This window comes from Anabaena cylindrica UHCC 0172, from assembly GCF_034931625.1.
GTDB lineage: Bacteria > Cyanobacteriota > Cyanobacteriia > Cyanobacteriales > Nostocaceae > Anabaena > Anabaena cylindrica_A.
Window position 1 is genome coordinate 96,186 of sequence record NZ_JAYGGY010000079.1, and the last position, 19,763, is coordinate 115,948.

16 protein-coding genes are annotated in these 19,763 nt (G+C 38.4%); 6 read left to right on the top strand and 10 right to left on the bottom strand.

Going from position 1 to position 19,763, the window contains the following annotated elements:
* Window positions 1–62: 62 nt before the first annotated feature.
* Window positions 63–2,021 (top strand): PP2C family serine/threonine-protein phosphatase, encoded by a 1,959-nt coding sequence (locus tag VB713_RS15345; RefSeq protein WP_323312374.1) that lies wholly within the window; start codon window positions 63–65, stop codon window positions 2,019–2,021.
* A 140-nt stretch (window positions 2,022–2,161) separates the two neighbouring features.
* Window positions 2,162–2,434 carry a ferredoxin-thioredoxin reductase variable chain gene (locus tag VB713_RS15350; RefSeq protein WP_323312375.1) on the top strand — a complete coding sequence of 91 codons (273 nt, stop codon included), beginning with the start codon at window positions 2,162–2,164 and terminating at the stop codon, window positions 2,432–2,434.
* Window positions 2,435–2,454: 20 nt separating this feature from the next.
* On the opposite strand, the gene VB713_RS15355 is transcribed toward VB713_RS15350, so the two are convergent.
* From VB713_RS15355 to VB713_RS15380, 6 genes are all read right to left on the bottom strand, one after another.
* Window positions 2,455–2,676 carry a hypothetical protein gene (locus tag VB713_RS15355; RefSeq protein ID WP_323312376.1) on the bottom strand — a complete coding sequence of 74 codons (222 nt, stop codon included), beginning with the start codon at window positions 2,674–2,676 and terminating at the stop codon, window positions 2,455–2,457.
* A gap of 164 nt (window positions 2,677–2,840) precedes the next feature.
* Window positions 2,841–3,632, bottom strand: coding sequence for a YdcF family protein (locus VB713_RS15360; RefSeq protein ID WP_323312377.1), 792 nt, complete (start codon window positions 3,630–3,632; stop codon window positions 2,841–2,843).
* Between the two features lie 63 nt (window positions 3,633–3,695).
* Window positions 3,696–4,208: a hypothetical protein gene (locus VB713_RS15365; protein ID WP_323312378.1), complete on the bottom strand. Its 513-nt coding sequence runs from the start codon at window positions 4,206–4,208 to the stop codon at window positions 3,696–3,698.
* A gap of 207 nt (window positions 4,209–4,415) precedes the next feature.
* A complete protein-coding gene (locus tag VB713_RS15370; protein WP_323312379.1) occupies window positions 4,416–5,963 on the bottom strand; it encodes an AAA family ATPase in 1,548 nt (515 codons plus the stop codon).
* Window positions 5,964–6,126: 163 nt separating this feature from the next.
* A complete protein-coding gene (rplY, locus tag VB713_RS15375) occupies window positions 6,127–6,423 on the bottom strand; it encodes a 50S ribosomal protein L25 (RefSeq protein ID WP_323312380.1) in 297 nt (98 codons plus the stop codon).
* 97 nt (window positions 6,424–6,520) lie between these two features.
* On the bottom strand, window positions 6,521–7,870 hold the full coding sequence (locus tag VB713_RS15380; RefSeq protein ID WP_323312381.1) for an adenylosuccinate synthase: 1,350 nt from the start codon (window positions 7,868–7,870) through the stop codon (window positions 6,521–6,523).
* 99 nt (window positions 7,871–7,969) lie between these two features.
* Here VB713_RS15380 and VB713_RS15385 point away from each other — a divergent pair, with 99 nt between their 5' ends.
* Both VB713_RS15385 and VB713_RS15390 read left to right on the top strand, forming a co-directional pair.
* Window positions 7,970–10,450: an MASE1 domain-containing protein gene (locus VB713_RS15385; RefSeq protein ID WP_323312382.1), complete on the top strand. Its 2,481-nt coding sequence runs from the start codon at window positions 7,970–7,972 to the stop codon at window positions 10,448–10,450.
* Between the two features lie 738 nt (window positions 10,451–11,188).
* On the top strand, window positions 11,189–12,571 hold the full coding sequence (locus tag VB713_RS15390) for a diguanylate cyclase domain-containing protein (RefSeq protein WP_323312383.1): 1,383 nt from the start codon (window positions 11,189–11,191) through the stop codon (window positions 12,569–12,571).
* A 43-nt stretch (window positions 12,572–12,614) separates the two neighbouring features.
* Here the strand turns inward: VB713_RS15390 and VB713_RS15395 are convergent, their stop codons facing one another.
* Entirely contained in the window at window positions 12,615–13,727 is a 1,113-nt protein-coding gene (locus VB713_RS15395) for a hypothetical protein (protein WP_323312384.1), read from the bottom strand.
* Between the two features lie 211 nt (window positions 13,728–13,938).
* Here VB713_RS15395 and VB713_RS15400 point away from each other — a divergent pair, with 211 nt between their 5' ends.
* A complete protein-coding gene (locus VB713_RS15400; RefSeq protein WP_323312385.1) occupies window positions 13,939–14,976 on the top strand; it encodes an adenosine deaminase in 1,038 nt (345 codons plus the stop codon).
* A 370-nt stretch (window positions 14,977–15,346) separates the two neighbouring features.
* On the opposite strand, the gene VB713_RS15405 is transcribed toward VB713_RS15400, so the two are convergent.
* Entirely contained in the window at window positions 15,347–15,673 is a 327-nt protein-coding gene (locus VB713_RS15405) for a rhodanese-like domain-containing protein (RefSeq protein WP_323312386.1), read from the bottom strand.
* A gap of 150 nt (window positions 15,674–15,823) precedes the next feature.
* Here VB713_RS15405 and mutL point away from each other — a divergent pair, with 150 nt between their 5' ends.
* Window positions 15,824–17,482, top strand: a complete 1,659-nt coding sequence (mutL, locus tag VB713_RS15410; RefSeq protein WP_323312387.1) for a DNA mismatch repair endonuclease MutL — start codon at window positions 15,824–15,826, stop codon at window positions 17,480–17,482.
* A 5-nt stretch (window positions 17,483–17,487) separates the two neighbouring features.
* On the opposite strand, the gene VB713_RS15415 is transcribed toward mutL, so the two are convergent.
* Both VB713_RS15415 and yhdJ read right to left on the bottom strand, forming a co-directional pair.
* Entirely contained in the window at window positions 17,488–18,621 is a 1,134-nt protein-coding gene (locus VB713_RS15415; RefSeq protein ID WP_323312388.1) for a restriction endonuclease, read from the bottom strand.
* Window positions 18,602–19,495: an adenine-specific DNA-methyltransferase gene (yhdJ, locus tag VB713_RS15420; RefSeq protein ID WP_323312389.1), complete on the bottom strand. Its 894-nt coding sequence runs from the start codon at window positions 19,493–19,495 to the stop codon at window positions 18,602–18,604. The genes VB713_RS15415 and yhdJ overlap by 20 nt, the downstream gene beginning before the upstream one ends.
* Window positions 19,496–19,763: the final 268 nt, after the last annotated feature.

The window sequence follows — 19,763 nt, forward strand, 5'->3', positions numbered from 1 at the left end:
CTAGCGTTCCGTGCATTGATACATTAATTTAACGTAAATTTATTCTTTATAATTTATACATTATGCTTTCTACTCAACAGATCATTCATTGTCCAAATCCAAACTGTAATCAACCGATTAACTCAGTAGGAGATAAAGTTTGTGCCAGTTGTCAAACTCCTTTAACTTATCGCTATCTTTGGGCAACTAGCCCAATGGCAGCAAAAATCTCTTCTCACACCAAGATTGCAGATAGATATGAAGTAATTACACAGCAGATTTGGCTAGATACTCAACCAGCACTACCACCAGAAATACCCTCAGAATTGCCATCAGAAGTTATTCCCTACCTAAAATTATATTCAGAAAGCTTACACATCCCCCAACCCTACGGCTTTACTAGTTCCTCAACAGAAGACACCCATGATATTCTGTTGTTAGAAAATGCACCTATAGATGAAATAGGAAATCTTTACCCCATAATTACCGAAGTTTGGGAAGAAGCAAAAGCAGTTAGACAACTGTACTGGCTATGGCAAATTCTCCAACTGTGGACACCTTTATCAGAATTGGGAGTAGCCGCAAGCTTGCTATCACCAGATAACTTACGTGTTCAAGGTTGGTGTGTGCGCCTTTTAGAACTGCACCCAACATCAGATAAACTAACTTTACAGGATTTGGGTGAATCTTGGCTGTCGTGGGTATTAGTGGCAAAAGCAGAAATTGCTACAGGGTTAAGTAACATCATCCAAAAAATGTGCCAAAGTCAGGTAGATTTCGCAACAATTAGCAATCAACTCAATCAACTATTATTAGCATCAGCAGCAGAATTGCCATTAATGCAAACGATCGCAGGAGTGACAAGTACAGGCCCTATTATGAAACATAATGAGGATGCCTGCTATCCCAGTAATTCTAGTGATGTAGATAAATATTTACAGGCAAAATTATCAATTGTTTGTGATGGCATTGACGGACATGAAGGCGGCGAAGTTGCTAGTCAATTGGCAGTGCAATCGCTGAAGTTGCAAATCCGTGCTTGGTTAAAAGATATAGCTGAACAAACAGAAGTAATTTCACCTGATTTGTTGCAGCAACAACTAGAAGCCAGCTTGCGAGTAGTGAATAATATGATTTGGTCACGCAATGACGAACAAAACCGCCAAGGTAGAGAACGCATGGCGACGACTTTAGTCATGGCGATACAATTACCGCAAAGAATTGTAACAAATGCTGGGTGGGAATCAGACAATACCCATGAACTTTATTTAGCTAATGTTGGTGATAGTCGTGCTTATTGGATAACTCCCCATTATTGCCAATTACTAACAATAGATGATGATTTGGCAACGCGGGAAGTCCAGATGGGACAGAGTTTATATCGTCAAGCAATGCAAACACCCAATGCTAATGCCCTTACTCAAGCATTAGGAACCAAAGAAGCCGAATCTCTGCACTTTTCTATCCAGCGATTTATTTTAGAAGAAGATGGAATTTTGTTACTTTGTTCCGATGGTTTAAGTGATCATAATTGGGTGGAAAAATCTTGGCGTGATTACGCTATTCCCATATTAACAGGTAAGCTATCTGTAGAAGATGCTGCTCAGAAATGGGTGAAGCTGGCAAATGAGAAAAATACTCAAGATAATACATCAGTTGTTTTGACTCTTTGTCGGATCTCCCAAGCATATTTAGTGCCTATAAAACCTGCACCAATGGTTTTAGAACCTATTGAAGTAGAAGAATTAGAAATAACAGCACCAAAAGTAGAAACTTCAGAAATAGAAGTTCCAGAAGTAGAATTGGCAGACAGTTCACAAGCTTTGTTGAATTTGGATCTGAGTGAAGAATCAACACCCACTCCAGTCAAACAAACAAATCTGGGTAAGCGTTTGGTGATGTTGGGAGGATTGTTGGCTTTGCTGGTAGGGGGTACAAGTCTGGGTTTATTTGCGTGGTTACAACTGTATCCCCAATCTTTTGGGCAGATTTGTCGGCAACTTCCCCAAAATATCCAAACAATCTGCCCAGAACGCAAATAAGCTAAATATTTTGCCATTGCCGAGATATGGTAAAATCAACCAGGCGAGGCAATTTTAGTCATTGAGTCTGCTTGGCGCTGAAGATGGCCATCTGACTCTTGGTAACGGTAATCGTCTACCTTCAATAGATACAATGAGTCATGGCTGTGGAGATAGTTGTGGAAGAGCAAAAGCTAGGTATAAATAATGTTATGAAAGTTGGCGATCGCGTCCGCGTTAAAGAGTCGGTTATAGTTTATCATCACCCTGAGCATCGCAGTCAGGCTTTTGATCTCAAAGGTACAGAAGGCGAAATTACTGCTATTGTCACCCAATGGCAAGGTAGGCCTGTTAGTGCTAACTTTCCGCTTTTAGTTCAGGTTAGTAAAAAGTTTAAAGTTCATTTACGCGAGGATGAATTAGAAATCATTTAAATATATCCTCATTTATTATTTTAGCGGCGACAAAACCACTGCATAATATTCAGTTCGCCGCGCATTTTTTCTAAGTCTCTGCGATTTTGAGATGCAATTTTGTAATACCATTGGCAATGAAGCTCAAATTCAGAACGTGTTTGAACTTCATGATAAAACTGGTGGGTTGTTTGGTAGCTGCTAAAGGTTTCATCAACTTCTGATTGAGGTGATGGGACAATATATGGTAATTCTTTACTCATTGGTAATTGGTAATTGGTAATTGGTAATGTAAGGATTCAGGATACAGAATATTTGATATAGCAGGGAACAGGAAACAGAAGAGAAAAATATTCCTCCTGACTCCTGACTCCTGACTCCTGACTCCTGACTCCTGAATTCTTACTTGGTAATTGGTAATAAGCATTTATATCCAGCCGCGTAAACGATATACAAAAGTACCAATATATTCTTTTAAGGCGTTGGTAAATTGGTGCAAATTATTGGTATCAGGTAATAAATTCAGTATGGTAGCTTTGGGAGTGTTGGTGAGTTCTTGAAATTCGCCTTTGCTAACTAGAAAGTCGGTTGGTGCGGGAATGACATCAATGCCTTGATGCTGAAAAATTTTGAGCGATCGCGGCATATGCATTGCAGAAGTTATTAATAGTACTTGTTTAATACCACGAGTTTCCAGAATTTTACGGACATTTACAGCATTTTCATAAGTATTTAAAGAATCGGGTTCTTCAATTATTACTTCGGCTGGTATGCCAATAGATGTGAGGATACTTGCCATATCTGTTGACTCTGGGGAACCACTACCGCGCCAATCAATGCGACCGCCACTTAAGATGATTGTAGGCGCTTTTTTTTGCCGATAGAGTTGAGCGGCATAAATTACGCGATCGCCTGATTCACTTAAATCAACAGTCGGACGAGGCCACACACCTGATTTAGTCGCACCACCTAAGACTACAATAGCCTCAGCTTGAGGTATTTGAGCAAGGGGGATATTTTGCCATTCTAGCGATCGCACCAAAGACTTAGCCACCCAGGCATTACTGGACACGAGTAATAAAATTAAAGATAGACTAATAGCGATCGCTGCAATACGTGGACGTTTCCACAAAGTCACTAAAGCCACTATCAAGCTTATACTAGCTAATCCTAAAGGATAAAAAAACAGTGGCAGTAGTTTAGAAAGATATAAAAACATAATTCATAATTGGTAATTGGTAATTGGTAATTGGTTATTAACCTCCCCATCTCCTACCTCCAATTACCTTCTTTGCCAAAACCGAAAATTGAAACTTCCTCTAGCGCGACGATAACGACGGGTAATTACTCTTTTGTTGCGTTTAATACTTCTCTCGCTGGGTTGTTCAGGATTTTCTTCTAAAATGTCATCTAATAGCTGAGTTCTCGTTGTTTCCTTACTTCTCCACCAAGCAATAATCCAACCTCCACCTAAAGCAGCAATTCCTCCAAATAAAATACTTATTGGTGCTGGATAACCCAGAAACAAACAGCCAAACATGAAAACTAACCAGTATTTCAGTGCAGCGTCTATACCATCATTAGAGGCTACATCTGGTATCTGGGGGTTATTTTCGTTTACTGTTGTGAACCATCCTAAAGTCACACCACCCATAATCCCTATGAACAAACTCAGGATGAGAGAGGCTCCCGCAAAATTGGCAATAATAGTTAAAATGAAACCGAATACTATTTGAGAAAAGAAGTTTGGCGAAGATGATAATATTTCACTGAGGATGTTTTTGTTAGGTGCCATAGCGCAAAAATTTAAAATTCAAAACTTAAATTGTCAAAGTAGTTGATACAAAAAAAATCAGTAAAGCGCAATGCTCATTGGTGTCAACTTAGAGGATGCTTGAAAATTCCTTAATGGAGTCAGCCCTCAATGAGAGTAGAGGCAGAGCCTCTGTGATAGCATTCCTAGTCTCTGACTAGGAACGAGATAACGAGCAATCTGCTGTAATTAAGAGTTACGAATTAGTTCTTGTAATTGTGCCTCTTGAGATTGAGTTGTATCCAATATTTTAATATAGGGTTGTTCTTTGTCTGTAAAGGGTTCAGCTTGGTTAAGTTGGGATACCAATAAATCAGCAGTTGCATCAGCTATATCACCAGTGCGGTTAACAAGACGCTCTTGCAATACTTCTAGAGGTGCTGTGCAGTGAATAATTTGTAGAGGTAATTGATGTTTTTGGGTTTGAGCTATCGCATTTTCGCGTAAATGCTGGCGGTCATACTTGGCATCTAAAATCACACTCCAACCTTGATTAGCCAATATAATCCCCAGTGTCAACAACCTACCATAAGTCTGCTCAGTCATCTCAGGTGTATATATTTCATCACCACCACGTTCTAATAAAGGAATTCCTGCTAAATGTTTGCGGACTGCATCAGAACGCAGGTGAATAGCTCCCATTTTACGAGCTAAATATCTAGCTGTTGTACTTTTACCAGAACCTGATAAACCAGACATCAAAATTACTTTTCCTTGCTTAGGTTTAGTATATTCCCAAGCTTGCCGATAATATGCAGATGCCGTGTTTGCAGCTTCTTCTTTCACAGTTGCAGGTACACTTGCATCATCTAATAAAAATGATGTCACCTTAGCCCGGACATAAGCTTGACGGCTTAAATACAAAGGTAATACTTGCAAACCTTCCCAATCTCCAGTTTGTTCAGCATAAGCATTCAAGAAAGCATTACCTAAATCTTTGCGTCCTCGTGCTTCTATATCCATGACTGTAAACGCCACATCATACATGACATCGACGAAGCGAAATGGCTCATTAAACTCAATGCAGTCAAATAGCATGATTTTGTCATGCCACAGAGCAATATTTCTTAGATGTAAATCTCCGTGACATTCACGTAGGTAATTATTGGCAATTCTGCTAGTAAATAGTTCTGGACGTTGGACAAAAAAGTTATCTGTATATGCTTTTGTTTGTGTAAACTGTTCCTGGGTTTGGGGACCACCAATATACTTTTGAGTTTGTGCATAATTCTCATTAATAGACAATTGCACTTGTGAAACTTCTCCAAAACTGCGAATGTAATCATTCGTTTGAGCTTGAGAATGGTATTGGGCTACTACCCGTCCCAATTCTTCCAAATGCATCTCATTTAACTTACCTTGGGCAAAAAGCTCACTAAACAGAGATTCTTGGGGAAATTGACGCATTTTTAGCGCATATTCAACAGTTTCGCCTGTATCTCCTAGATGGTATTGCTCATTGAGCAAGGCTACAGGTACAACTTCTAAATATAATTCACCTGCTCCGCGTTGATTTAACCGTAACTCTTCCTGACAAAAGTGCGATCGCTTTTCTAGAGTAGAATAATCCAAAAAGCCAAAGTTCACAGGTTTTTTGAGCTTGTAGGCATAATCTCCAGTCAGCAACACATAAGAAACATGAGTTTGAATCAGTTGAATTGGTTCTGTCACCGCATGGGGATAAAATCCTGGCTGTAACATTTGCTGAATTAAAGCGGGAAGAGTGGCTTCTGTCATTGTTAATTAGTGATTGGTGATTGGTAATGGGGAAAACTCTTGCCCCTTGCCTGTTGTCTGCTATGGGTTGATTTCTCAACAAAAAAACCAGGGTTAAACCTGGTTTTATCAGTAATTATTACAAACTTCAAGTTATTTGAAAGAAAAAATTTACACTTGAGCTTTATTTTTTAGCAGCGAAAAAACTCAAATGGTAAGGTGTACCCTTGGCTGGGTGAATTTGAACTTCACGAAGCACGGTTTTACCATTCCACTCTAATTCTGGGATGCTGAGTTCAATTTCAGTCTTATTAGGAGCAGCTTGTTTAAGCAGGCGTTCAACAACTTTAGCATCAAGTACTAGAGAAATTGATTCAATACCGTTGTGACCGTACAAATTAGCTGGTATTAACCCAGAACGACGTAAAGCTTTGGGTTTGCTACCTTCGGGACGTTTTTTAGATTCGACTGTAATAGCCATAGTAGTTTTTAGTTGGTTGTTAGTTGTTTAATTGTTATCACTCAAAACTCGGTACTCAACACTCAGCCCTCAGAACTCAGCACTTGGTACTCAATACTCAGCACTCGGTACTCAGTAAAGAAACTGGTGTTCCATCTGCTTGCAACAGAGCGCGTTTTGGCCCGTGAATTGGGTCTTCTACAATTATGGTTTGATCACGACTTGCTCCCAAGGAAACAATCGCAATGGGGACTTCCATTAATTCTGCTAAGAATTTAAGATAGTCTAGTGCTTGCTTTGGCAATTCTTCCAAGGTACGGCATTCAGTTGTTGACACTTGCCATCCTGGTAAGGTTTTGTAGATGGGACGACAACGGGCAAACTGACGAGCGCTAGTGGGGAAGTGTTCACATCGTTCACCATCTATATCATAGGCAATACAAACGTTGATTTCCTCTAATTCATCGAGAACATCAAGTTTGGTAATAGCGATACAATCCATACCATTAATCCGGACTGCATAGCGACCAATGACCGCATCAAACCAACCACAGCGGCGCTTTCTTCCTGTTGTTGTCCCAAATTCTGCACCGCGATCGCCTAACAATTCTCCCACTTTTCCGGTTAATTCGGTGGGAAAAGGCCCTTCACCCACTCTTGTTGTATAGGCTTTTGACACGCCAATCACCCGATCTATCATCGTTGGCCCCACCCCAGTACCAACGCAAGCTCCTCCAGCTACGGGGTTAGAGGAAGTCACATAAGGATAAGTCCCATGATCTAAATCGAGCAGTGTACCTTGTGCGCCTTCAAACAAAATATTGCGTTTTCGGAGAATCGCATCGTATATTTTTAGTGAAGTATCGACAACATAAGGACGCAAGCGTTCTGCATATTCCAAATACTCCTCAATCACCTCTTGAGGATCTAAAGGTGGCAGATTATACAGCTTTTCTAAAATGACATTTTTATAATTGATCGTCCATTCCAACTGCTCACGGAGTTCATCAGGGTTCATTAAATCCAAAACCCTAATCCCTGTACGCTCAGATTTATCAGCGTAGGTAGGGCCAATTCCTCTGCCAGTAGTGCCGATTTTATGAGTTCCCCGTCGCTCCTCTGATGCCTGGTCAATCAACCGATGATAAGGCATGGTCACGTGAGCAGTCTGAGATATCAGCAGATTAGCGGTGGAAATATTGAGTTTTTCTAGTTGTTCGAGTTCTTCTATCAGTACTTTGGGATCTATCACAGTCCCACAGCCGATAATACACTCAGTATCTGGATACAAAATACCAGAGGGAATTAAATGCAGTTTAAATGTCTGACCTTGGACTACGATTGTGTGTCCAGCGTTAACTCCCCCTTGGTAACGTACCACCACATCTGCGGAGCGGCTGAGTAAGTCAGTGATTTTACCTTTTCCTTCATCGCCCCATTGAGAGCCTATGACAATAACGTTAGCCAAGAGATTATATTAAATGGTAAAGTTTCCACAAACTATAATTGTTAACAAATTTGATGCCTTTTGTCAAGAAATTGGTAATTGGTAATTGGTGATGGGAAGATGGGAAAAATTAATTACTGTCTGCCTACTATTTCCAATTTACGAATTATCGAAATGTCTGTAAGGTTATCCCGAACTTTTCATTATCTTGGATTTGATATTACAAATACCCGTTGGTTGGCTCAGGTTTTGGTCATTGCAATTGCCTATGACCTCAGTTCTTGGGTAGTAATTAACAAGATACCTATGTCTCTGTACGGTTCACCCGTGTGGCCTGCGGCAGGATTAGCAGTTGGGTTTTTGTTAATTTGGGGGCGATCGCGCTGGTTAGGTATATTTATAGGTGCATTATGTAGTAACTATATCAATGTTGATTTCAACTTACTGTCTCCCTGGTCGGCGATTGGTACAACTATCGGCTCATTGATCTCAGTGACACTGATCCTACGCTTAACTGGTACGACAGATCCCCTTAAACAAGTCAATCATGTAGTGATTTTCATCGTTTGTACCCTGTTTACCGGGTCAATTTTTCAATCATTAATCGGTGTATTCGTAGTTTGTCTGGGTGGGTTCAAAGCTTGGAGCGATTGGTTGCAAGTTTTCTCTAATTGGTGGATTGGCGATGTAGTAGGAATTTTGGTCTTTGCTCCCCTAGTATTGACTTGGGGGCGCTCATTACAAGATTCGGGAGTCAAATTTGGCCAATATCGGGAAATATTAATTGCCATAACCAGCTTGACAATTGTTGCCTATCTAGCCCTGGTTAAAAGCCAACCTGTAGAATATCTGCTCTTGCCTCCATTACTTTGGTCTGCTTTTCGTTTTGGCGCGAAGATGACCACTTCCCTGGTGACAATCATCGCCATGATTGCTGCCATTACTACTGGCTATAAAATGGGCGTTTTTTACAAAGTAGCTGTACAGAGTAATTCTCTGTTGTTACTACAAATATTCATTGGCGTAATTGCTATGACTATCATGGCTGTGCTGGCAATTGTTGCAGAAAACCGCTGTGCAGAAATTCGCTTGCAAAATGCCAACTCCGATCTAGAAAAACGAGTTTTTGAACGCACTAGTGATCTACAAGAAAGTGAAGCTAAGGCACAGGAACTAGCTACCAAAGCCGAAGCTGCTAATCAAGCAAAAAGTGCATTTATTGCCAATATGAGTCATGAATTGCGAACGCCTCTTAATGCAGTGATTGGGTTTTCGCAATTGATGTTACGGGCTAATAATCTCCCCTCAGACCAATATGAAAATGCAGGGATTATTTATCGGAGCGGTGACTACTTACTAACTCTCATTAATCATATTCTCGATTTATCAAAAATCGAAGCTGGTAAAGCAACTCTGAATTTACATGACTTTAACTTTTATCGCTTGCTCGATGATTTAGAAGATATGTTGCATTTGCGGGCAAGCGAGGCTGGATTAGAACTAATATTCGAGCGGACTCAAAATGTACCCCCGTATATCTGCACCGATGAAGTCAAACTACGTCAGGTTTTAATTAATTTACTTACTAATGCAATCAAATTTACTCTTCATGGATCAATTGTCTTGAGTGTGGATAAAGAGGATGACGACACAGAGGATGTTATTACCCTCAATTTCCGCCTGCGTGATACTGGTGTGGGTATTGCACGGACAGAACTACCAAAACTCTTTGATGCCTTTGTGCAAGCACAGGCAGGGCGAGAGATGCAAGAAGGAACTGGTTTAGGTTTAGCAATCAGTCGGAAATTTGTACAACTGATGGGAGGGGATATTTCCGTTGATAGTAAATTAGGAAAAGGTACAACTTTCCAATTTTATATTCATGCGAAATTGGGTCAAGAAACAATCAGCAATAATAATAGTATAGAAGGGCGGCAGCGTGTGGTAGAACTTGCACCTGGACAGCCTACTTACAAAATTCTCACAGTTGATGATAAGGCTATTAATCGACAACTGTTGTTTAAACTTCTGAGTCCTTTGGGATTTGAGATCAAAGAAGCTAGTAACGGACAAGAAGCGATCGCAATTTGGGATGAATGGGAACCGCATTTAATTTGGATGGATATGAGGATGCCAATTATGGATGGTTACGAAGCCACAAAACACATCAAATCCACAACTAAAGGTAATGCTACAGCCGTAATTGCCCTCACAGCCAGCGTTTTAGAAGAAGAAAAAGCCATAGTCCTGTCTGCTGGTTGTGATGATTTCCTGCGTAAACCTTTTACAGAACATACAATTTTTGAATCACTTGCTAAACATCTGGGTGTCAAATATATATATGCTGAAACTAATTCTGAAAATTCAGAACATATAGAGGAAAATTATTTAACATCTGATCATTTCAGGTGTATGGATCAAGAATGGATTAATAAATTCTATGAAGCTGTTTTAGAAGCAAATACAAACTATGTCATAGAATTAACTCAAGAACTTCCGAAAACAGAAACTTTTGTCATTCAATCTTTAACAAAACTTGCCCGGATGTTTGAATTTGAAAAATTAGTTGATTTAGTTGAACCTTTAATCAATAATGAATAGCAACGTAGGCAAATCTCACAATTTCTCAACATCTGATGCACCCTACTAATTTTATATTTCAGATGAAATTGGGTTAAAGCGTGATTACTGGCGCTGAAGGACGGCAATGGGTGATGGAAGTTGTTCTCAGCCTATCTACAAAATTCTAGCAGTGAACCTCAGTTAATTGAGATGGTTACAAAGCCACAAAGTACATCAAATCCACTAGAAAAGGCAATGCTACCCCTGTGATATACTGCAAACGGGTGAAATTTGGACTTATGTCATACTGAGCGTAACGTAGTGCAGCGAAGTATCTCGGAGATTCTTCACTTCGTTCAGAATGACACTTTTAACCCGTTTTTAGTATAGCTTTAACAGTAGGTGTTTGAGAAGAAGAGAAAGCGATCGCTCTCAGCTGGTTTTAATGACTTCCACTGCGAACCTTGCGCTGAAAATACAAGTTTTGACGCTTTTGCTAAACATCTTGGTGTAAGATACATTTTTGCAGAAACTTCATTTGCTAATCCAGAAGATTAGATAGAAAGCCCTTTAACATCGGAAAATTTAACCTATATGCCTGGAAAATGGATTAATCCCAACTATATAGAGCTACACTTGAGGCCAATACTCACCTCGTTTTGCAACTTTTAGGAAAAATTTCAAAAACAGAAATTCAGTTAGCACAATTACTAACACGACTCACCCGTCAATTTAAGTTTGAACAGTTGGTTGATTTAGCCGAACCCTTGATAACCAATGAATTTTGATTCTCAACCTGAAAACAAAGGCAACATTCTCCTAGTAGATGACATTCCAGAAAACTTACAATTACTAAGCGATTTACTGGTTAAACTCGGCTACACTGTTCGCAGCGTCACTAGTGGACGAATGGCACTAAAGACAGTGAAAATAAAGCAACCAGATGTCATCTTACTAGATATTAAAATGCCAGAGATGGATGGCTATCAAGTATGTGCATCTCTCAAGGCTGATGAAGATTTACGGCATATTCCCGTCATTTTTATTAGTGCTTTAGATGATGTTTTTGATAAAGTCATTGCTTTTAATTCAGGTGGCATAGATTACATTACAAAACCTTTTCAAATTGAAGAAGTAATCGCACGCTTGGAAAACCAATTAATTATTCAACGTCAGCAATTCTTGCTACAAAAAGAAGTTAATCACCGCAGAGAAGCAGAAGAGGTACTTCATCATTCTAGGGCTTTATTAGCTAGTATTTTAAACAGTTCTCTAGATGGTATTGCGGCTATGCAAGCTGTTCGGAATCCCGCTACAGGAAATATTGAAGATTTTCGTTGTTTGGTTGTAAATCCTGTGATTGCTAGAGTCTTTGAACGTAGTCGGGAAGATTTAATTGGTAAATTGGTATTAAAGAAATTTCTCAATAATATTGAGCCAGAACTCTTTGATCAATTTGTTGAAATCGTAGAAACAGCAGAGCCTCTAGAAAGAGATTTTTACTATCCATCAGGTGAGTCTTCTTGGTTTCACTTTGTGGCTGTAAAATTAGGTGATGGTTTTGCTATTACTATTCGTGATATCACTACGCGAAAAGAAATTGAACTGGCTCTTCAACAGGCAAATCAAAGACTGGAAATACTGGCAAATTTGGATGGTTTAACTCAGGTGGCTAACCGTCGTTGTTTCAATGAGCGGTTGTTGCAGGAATGGGAAGAATTAGCACAAGTACAGCAGCCACTTTCCCTGATTATTTTCGATATTGATTACTTCAAATACTATAATGACTACTATGGGCATCTTGCAGGTGATGATTGCTTGTTACAAATTGCCCAATCAGTGTATCAATTAGTTCGTCATTTTGATGTAAATCGTCCTTCAGATTTGGTAGCTCGTTATGGTGGAGAGGAATTTACAGTACTTTTACCCAAGACGGATTTAGAGGGAGGGATAAAGGTAGCAGCTAGAATTCAGCAAATAATTCATGATCTGGCGATTCCTCATGTCAAGTCTGATATCAAGGATATCGTCACAGTTAGTTTGGGAATTGCGTCACTTATCCCTAGTATGGAAGTTCAGACGGATACATTAATTGCTTTAGCAGACAAAGCTTTATACAATTCTAAACAACAAGGGCGCGATCGCTATTCCTCTAATTAATTGTTAATTGTTCAAAGGACTTAGAGGATAATGCACCAAAATTTTAAGGTGCTGGAAACCACTCACCAGACTCTAAAAACCGGATATCATTGCCAGCTAGATTCACATTATAAATCCACTTAGCACTTGAATTGGAATGACTGGTATTAGAATTATTAGTGCCGACAACTGTGACTTGCCAACCTGCTTGAACTGACTGATGGCAATTTAATTTTTGGTTATCAACATCCAAACATCGGTCGAAAAATTTAGGACTTATCCAAAGTAAACCAATCATATCAACTGAGACTCTTCCTCTTTTAGCAGCATCTTTTTTAATTGCAGTTATTACTGAACTTGCTAAACTCTGCATTCCATCAGGTAGGGGAGAAAAATTGGGATCTGAAATAGCATCTTTGGGAATATAATAAACATAGCGATTAGCACCGCTAATAACTATCATTCTCCAAGCAGATTGTTCGATATTTGGACAAATACCCATTTCTGGTCTTGAAGGGCCTATATTTCCACCTTCACACCAATTCCATGTAACAAATTTAATACTTTCAATTCGCAGGTTAGAATTCAAAACTTCATCCCGACTCACAACATCTTCTAGCACCTTTTCATTGATATTTTGGAACTTTTTTTCTGTTTGTTGAGGCAACAAGAAAATTAAATTTTCATATTTTAAATCTTTGCCATCAAGTCCCATCAAGAATGGTTTTTCTTTCCCTTCTACAAGAATACGCCATGCGAAAATCGGTTTAACTTTACAAGTAGCATTGATGGAACAGGTAGGAAGACCTTTGGTTGATTGTGTTGCAGCAATACGAAACTGGTTTGGTTTTAGTGCCAATTTTGTAGATATAGCGGAGAGAATGGCTTTATTTAAACTTGCAGAAGTATCAAGGGTAATAAATTTATCATTAGTCACATAATAAACCCAATTTTCACCTTGACCACTCATAGTTACACGCCAACCAGAACGTGATATATTTGTGCATGGTTCAGGGCGAATAAATCCTGATTGATCAGGTAAGCAATCTTTCCAAATAGCTACTTGAGATTCAGTTAGTTGGAGCAGTTTACTATTAATTTCCAATTTTTGCGCCATATCTTCCCTCACTGCTATTTCTAGATTTTGAGGCAGATTTTTTGGTGTAGTAATAACCATTATTTTTTTTATATAATCCTGGGTAAATTTTGTTGGTAATAAAATCAGGATACTGATACTAAATAACCCTAGCAACCCGTATAAAAGTATTTTGGTTTTCATGGTGTTTGCTGTAAATTTAGGTGTCAATCGGTTCTAAATTTGACTGATAGATTGTTTTATTTATAATTTTTGTTACAATTAATGAAATTTTTATCTAAAAATTACCACTATGGCCTTATACGCTGAGTTACATAGACACTTGGGGGGTTCAGTTGTTCCCCGTGTGTTGTGGCGGTACTTTGAGCGCCATGCTAAAGATTTAATTTCTCGTTTTGCTGAATATCCAGAATTTGAAGAATTTTACACCCGTCCCCGCAACACTTTAGATGAATATCTCGAATTACACACCTTAGTAGAAAGTGTGCAAACAGTAGAGACTTTACCTTACTTTATCTATCGCTTGCTGCGCGGTGCTTATATCTTTGAAAACTTGGCTTATTTAGAACTGCGTTATACTCCCTACTTACGGACACCTGAGCATCTAAATCAAGCGGCAAGAATTGATAAAATGACGGAAATTGTCGATATTGTGGGCAAATCTAGCCGTTTACCAGAATATCCCATTGTTACTAGCCAAATTCTCTGTATGCACTCCCGTTTACCTTATGAAGTGAATAAGGCAATTGTGGATTTAGCAGCGCAAAATAGGGAATATGTCTGTGCGATAGATGTGGCGGGGGGCGATCGCTATTATGCTGAACGCATGGAAGAATGGATTAGTTTATATAATTATGCCCATTCTCTGAATATCAAAACCACAGGACATCTTTATGAAACTACTGATGGTTGCTATCCAGTACTTTTACCCTATTTAATGCGAATTGGTCACGGTATCCAAATTCCCTTACTATATCCAGAATTACTTAAAGATGTAGCTCAACGGGGACAGTGTTTAGAAGTTTGTCCCACCACTTACCTAAAAACAGGAACTTTACAGGATATCCGACAACTGAAGTTAGTGTTTGACCGTTGTTTTGAAGCAGGTGTAGATATTGCAATATGTACCGATAATGCTGGTTTGCATAATATGCGATTACCGTTTGAGTATGAAAATCTTTTGACTTACGACATTATCAATTTTGATCAATTACAAGCTTGTCAAGATGCGGCTTTCCGTCATGCTTTTGCTTGGCCTTATACTCAAGGTCCGGCATCTTTATTAAATAGGTTGTTGAAACCTGAAGCAGATCAGGTGTTGGCACTGTAAGACTATATTTGAATACAGCTTTTGATTATCCTCTTCTTGAATGTGGGGGATTTTTATTTGGGCATATCCGAGGTTTTTCTCTGTTTTATGCATTACAAGTAACAAGGTGCAAGGAATAAGCGTTGACACCAGCAAAAACCTATCACTTGCCCAGATTCAAGACTATTCTTACCTCCTCCTAATTCTGACTCCTGACTCCTAACCCTAACGAAAAGACTACGCTACGCTATCAGCAAGCCATAATTAGACATCTGGTGGAAAAGAATGTATATCTGAGAATCCCTACCGATGGAATTTTTTGACAAGGGTTCTGGAAGACGCATATTTATTTTTCACCAGATGTCTATTGTTCTGGGTGTTAAGTTTGGTTTTACACTCCTTCTGTAGCGCCACCAACTGTTATCCAAGCTGTCAGACCACCTTGGAGTTCAGATACATCAGTAAAGCCAGCAGTTCGTAATGTTTGGGCTGCATGGGCTGCATGAGCGTCATGTTCGCCATAGACATAGATTTGGCGTTGTGAATGTAGCGCAGATTTAGCACGAGATGCCAAGTCATCAAGGGGTATTGATATTGCCCCAGTGATATGGCCGTGATTGTAGGTATTGCGATCGCGCACATCTACAATTGTCAATCCAGGTTGACCCCATTCTAGACGTGACTTTAAATCATGAACATCAGCAACTAAAATACTCATAAGCTGGTTCCGCTTATCAACTCATCAGCAATCTATCAAATATCTTGCTCATAATTGGTTTTCTTTACAATTAATCAAAATTTCTTTTGAGATGTTAACAAAATTCTTTTAATCTATTGAATGATTGACTGCGGGGCTAAACTAAAGTTTATGGCATCTACTATTCAAGCATTACCAACAGAAGTTGTATATTTAATCACGGCTGGAGAGGTAATTGACTCTTTAACCTCTGTGGTGCGGGAATTAGTGGAAAATTCCTTAGATGCTGGTGCCACAAGGATTGTAGTTTCTCTATGGCCGCAGCAATGGCGAGTGCGCGTAGCAGATAATGGCTGGGGCATGAACCTAGATGATTTGCAACAAGCAGCAACAGCCCACAGCACTAGTAAGATATATTCTCCGGCAGATTTGTGGCAAATTACTAGTTTAGGGTTTCGTGGTGAAGCGTTACATAGCTTAACAACTCTGGCGGATTTAGAAATTCTCAGTCGTCCTATGGGGGGAACAGAAGGCTGGCGGGTGATTTATGGAAATGGAGGAGAAGTTGTCAAAGTAGAAGTAACTGCGATCGCACCTGGTACAGTGGTGACAGTTGATAATTTATTTGCTAACTGTCTTCCCCGTCGTCAAGGTTTACCCAACCCAGCACAGCAAATAAAAGCCGTACAGAGTGTAATTCAACAAATCGCCCTCTGTCATCCTCAAATTACTTACCAAGTCTGGCAAAATGACCGGGAATGGTTTACTCTGTGTCCTGCTGCAACCGTAGGAAAATTAATACCGCAAATTCTCCCCCAAGTGCGACAAGGTGATTTAGAAGAAATCCATTTTCCTCTTCCCAGTCAAAATTCACCTGCCTCTACATTAGTAATTGGTTTACCAGATAGGTGTCATCGTCATCGTCCTGATTGGGTAAAAGTAGCGATTAATGGCAGACTGATTAAGTCACCAGAACTAGAAGCAACAATTCTTTCAGCGTTTCATAAAACATTACCACGCGATCGCTATCCCATTTGTTTTTTACATTTAGCAATCTCTCCTGATCAAATCAACTGGAACCGCAACCCCGCCAAATCAGAAATTTACCTCAACGAACTCAGTTATTGGCAAGAACAAATTACCCAAGCCATCAATCAAGCCTTGCATATTTCTGAAGCTAATATCAAAGAATCTATTCACACCACACGAGTTAGTAAATTACTTAAAGTTGCAGAAACAAAAGGCGATTACAATTTTCAATCCAAAAATCAAAATCAAGAAAATAATCAGCACTATTTAAAAGCAGTTGCTCAAGTTAGCAATACTTATATCGTCGCCGAACATTCAGGAGGAATGTGGTTAGTAGAACAACACATTGCCCATGAGAGAGTTTTATATGAACAACTATGTGATAACTGGCAAATTATATCAATTGACAGCCCAATAATTCTTTATCAATTATCCCCCGCCCAAGTTTCCCAACTGCAACGCATCAATTTAGATATTGAACCATTTGGAGAACAAATTTGGGCAATTCGCAACATTCCCGCAATGTTACAACAACGTGAAGACAGCGCCGAAGCACTTTTAGAACTAAGTTGGGGAGGTGATTTACAAACAGCCCAAGTCGCAGTTGCTTGTCGTAGTGCGATTCGCAACGGCACACCCATGAGTTTACCAGAAATGCAAACATTACTAAATGATTGGCAACGCACACGTAATCCTCGCACCTGTCCACATGGTAGACCGATTTATTTATCATTGGAAGAATCTGCATTATCAAGATTTTTTCGGCGCAATTGGGTAATTGGCAAAAGTCATGGAATTTGAAATCTTTAGACTTCATCCTCAACTGCTTCCTCTTCCATATTAAACTCAACTCGACTTTGCAAAACTATTTCTTCAATTACCTGAATACCTCTTTGAAATTCCAATACTTTATTAAAACGAATTATTAGTTCTGGAATATTTATCACCTCTTCAATACATTCCATGTATTTCTTAATAATAGCCTTGATTTTATATCTTGCTCTTGCTTGTTCCTCAATTTTATTGAGCAAATATTCAACTTTTTGCTCAGTTTTAATAACAAAAGTAACTGGATATTTCTGTACTTTATCAATATCTAAAAAATATTTTCCTGCATCTATAGTTTCTGTTACTTGAAAAAATCGACCCAGAGGCTTCATGACAAAATCTATACCACCATCATTTGCATTTGTACGTCCAGTTTTATACAAAATCAAATGATCAATATTTAATTTATCTTGCGACCAACCCCAGTATATTTTTTGTTCAGCATAATACTGTTTTAAAATTGCATAACTAACAATCTCAAATACTCTTGCATCTATATTTGGTTTTAATAAACTTTTTATAAATTCAATAGCTATTTCAGATGATTGATCTTGAATTTCAATCATTTTTTGACAATAAACCATAAATTCATTGAATGAGTTCATTCTAACTTGAATATAAGCATCAATGATATCTCTAACAGGTTTAGCTATATTGATTACTTGTTCACCAATTTCAATTTTTAAAAGGTTTTCATTAATCCAATATCTATTGGTTACAGAATTTCTGATTATTGGCAAATAAGGTGATGTGCGAAAATATTTTTTAAACTCTTCATTCAAACGATGATTCAAAGCATGATTTTGAAGTTTATTTCCAAAAGGCAGTTCTCTTTGTCTCATTAAAAGCGACTTATATTGTGCGCCTTCATAATCTTCATAGTCCTTCTTAATATGAAATTCTTTCTCCAAATAATCTTCAATTAGAACATATATAGCATAATGATTGGCAAAGCTGGATCTTGATTTGGAGCCACGATTTGCCGCTTTGGTTTTAATATTGATGTACTGTAATAATTGACTATTACTTAAAATTATATCTCCACGTCTAGGAAAATAGGTATTAATAATAGTGATTATTGTTTGAGTAAAATCATGCTGTAGTATCTGCATCAAAAATAGTTCCCTGTATAAAATCTAAATCCAATTTTTTATCGTTTTTGTTGTTGATATTATGTTTTTTTTGTGGTTGTAAAAGTCTTTCTCCTTTATATTCTTGCATTCCTAAAACCCGCCTTAAACCAATTTTTAGATATTCTTCTTGTAGTTCAATACTTATAGATTTTCTACCTAAGCGTTTAGCAACAGAAGCAGTTGTAAAAGTTCCAGCAAAAGGATCAAGTATGATACTTCCTTCATGACTACTTGCTAAAATTATTCTTTCTAACAATAATTCTGGTTTTTGTGAAGGATGATTTTCGTATTCCTCCATACGATATCTCACACGAGGAAAATACCAAGCATTCCCAGGGACTTTTTCTGTGTTATACGGAGTAGGGACTGATTTTCTGTAATCAATTAATTTACGTTGTGCGCCTGTTTTGGCTTCAATTTTGATATCATCTGCATTAAAAATATAATTATTTTTATCTTTAACACAATAAAGGATCGGTTCATACATTGAACCAAAGTATTTTGTCGCTTGAACTCCAGAACTATCATAATGCCATATTATCCGACTGAGAATAGTTAATTTTTTTCTCAAGTAAAGATCAAAATAAGGCATTGCTTGTGTACTTGTCATTACATAAATTGCGCCATTTGGTTTGAGAATGCGAATACAATCATTCAACCATTTGTACGACCAATTTACATATTCTTCTTCAGATTCCCATTTATCATGAAAATTACTAAATTTCTTGCCTATGTTATAGGGAGGATCAACAAAAATTAAATCTACTGATTCTGAAAGAATATGATTTGATAAAATGCTGCCAGCATCACCATGAAAAATAGTATGTTGTTGATTTTCATAACGTTCAATCATTAGAGTTATCCTTATAGAGAGGAGTTATCTCACCAGATGCTATTTCCCGACGTGCCGTTTCAGTGATTCTATCCCTGTTGCAACTGCAATCTGTCGCAAGATTACAGAATGGCTAATTAAAAATCAGCCACAGTTCTTATCTAAACTAGCAGAAAAATTAAAAGAATGTTTGAGTAAACATAATTAACTAAAAATCTTGAACATTTCTCTTTTTCTCTTCCTCTGCGCTCTCTGTGTCTCTGTGGTATGGCTAAAACCACGCTTCGCG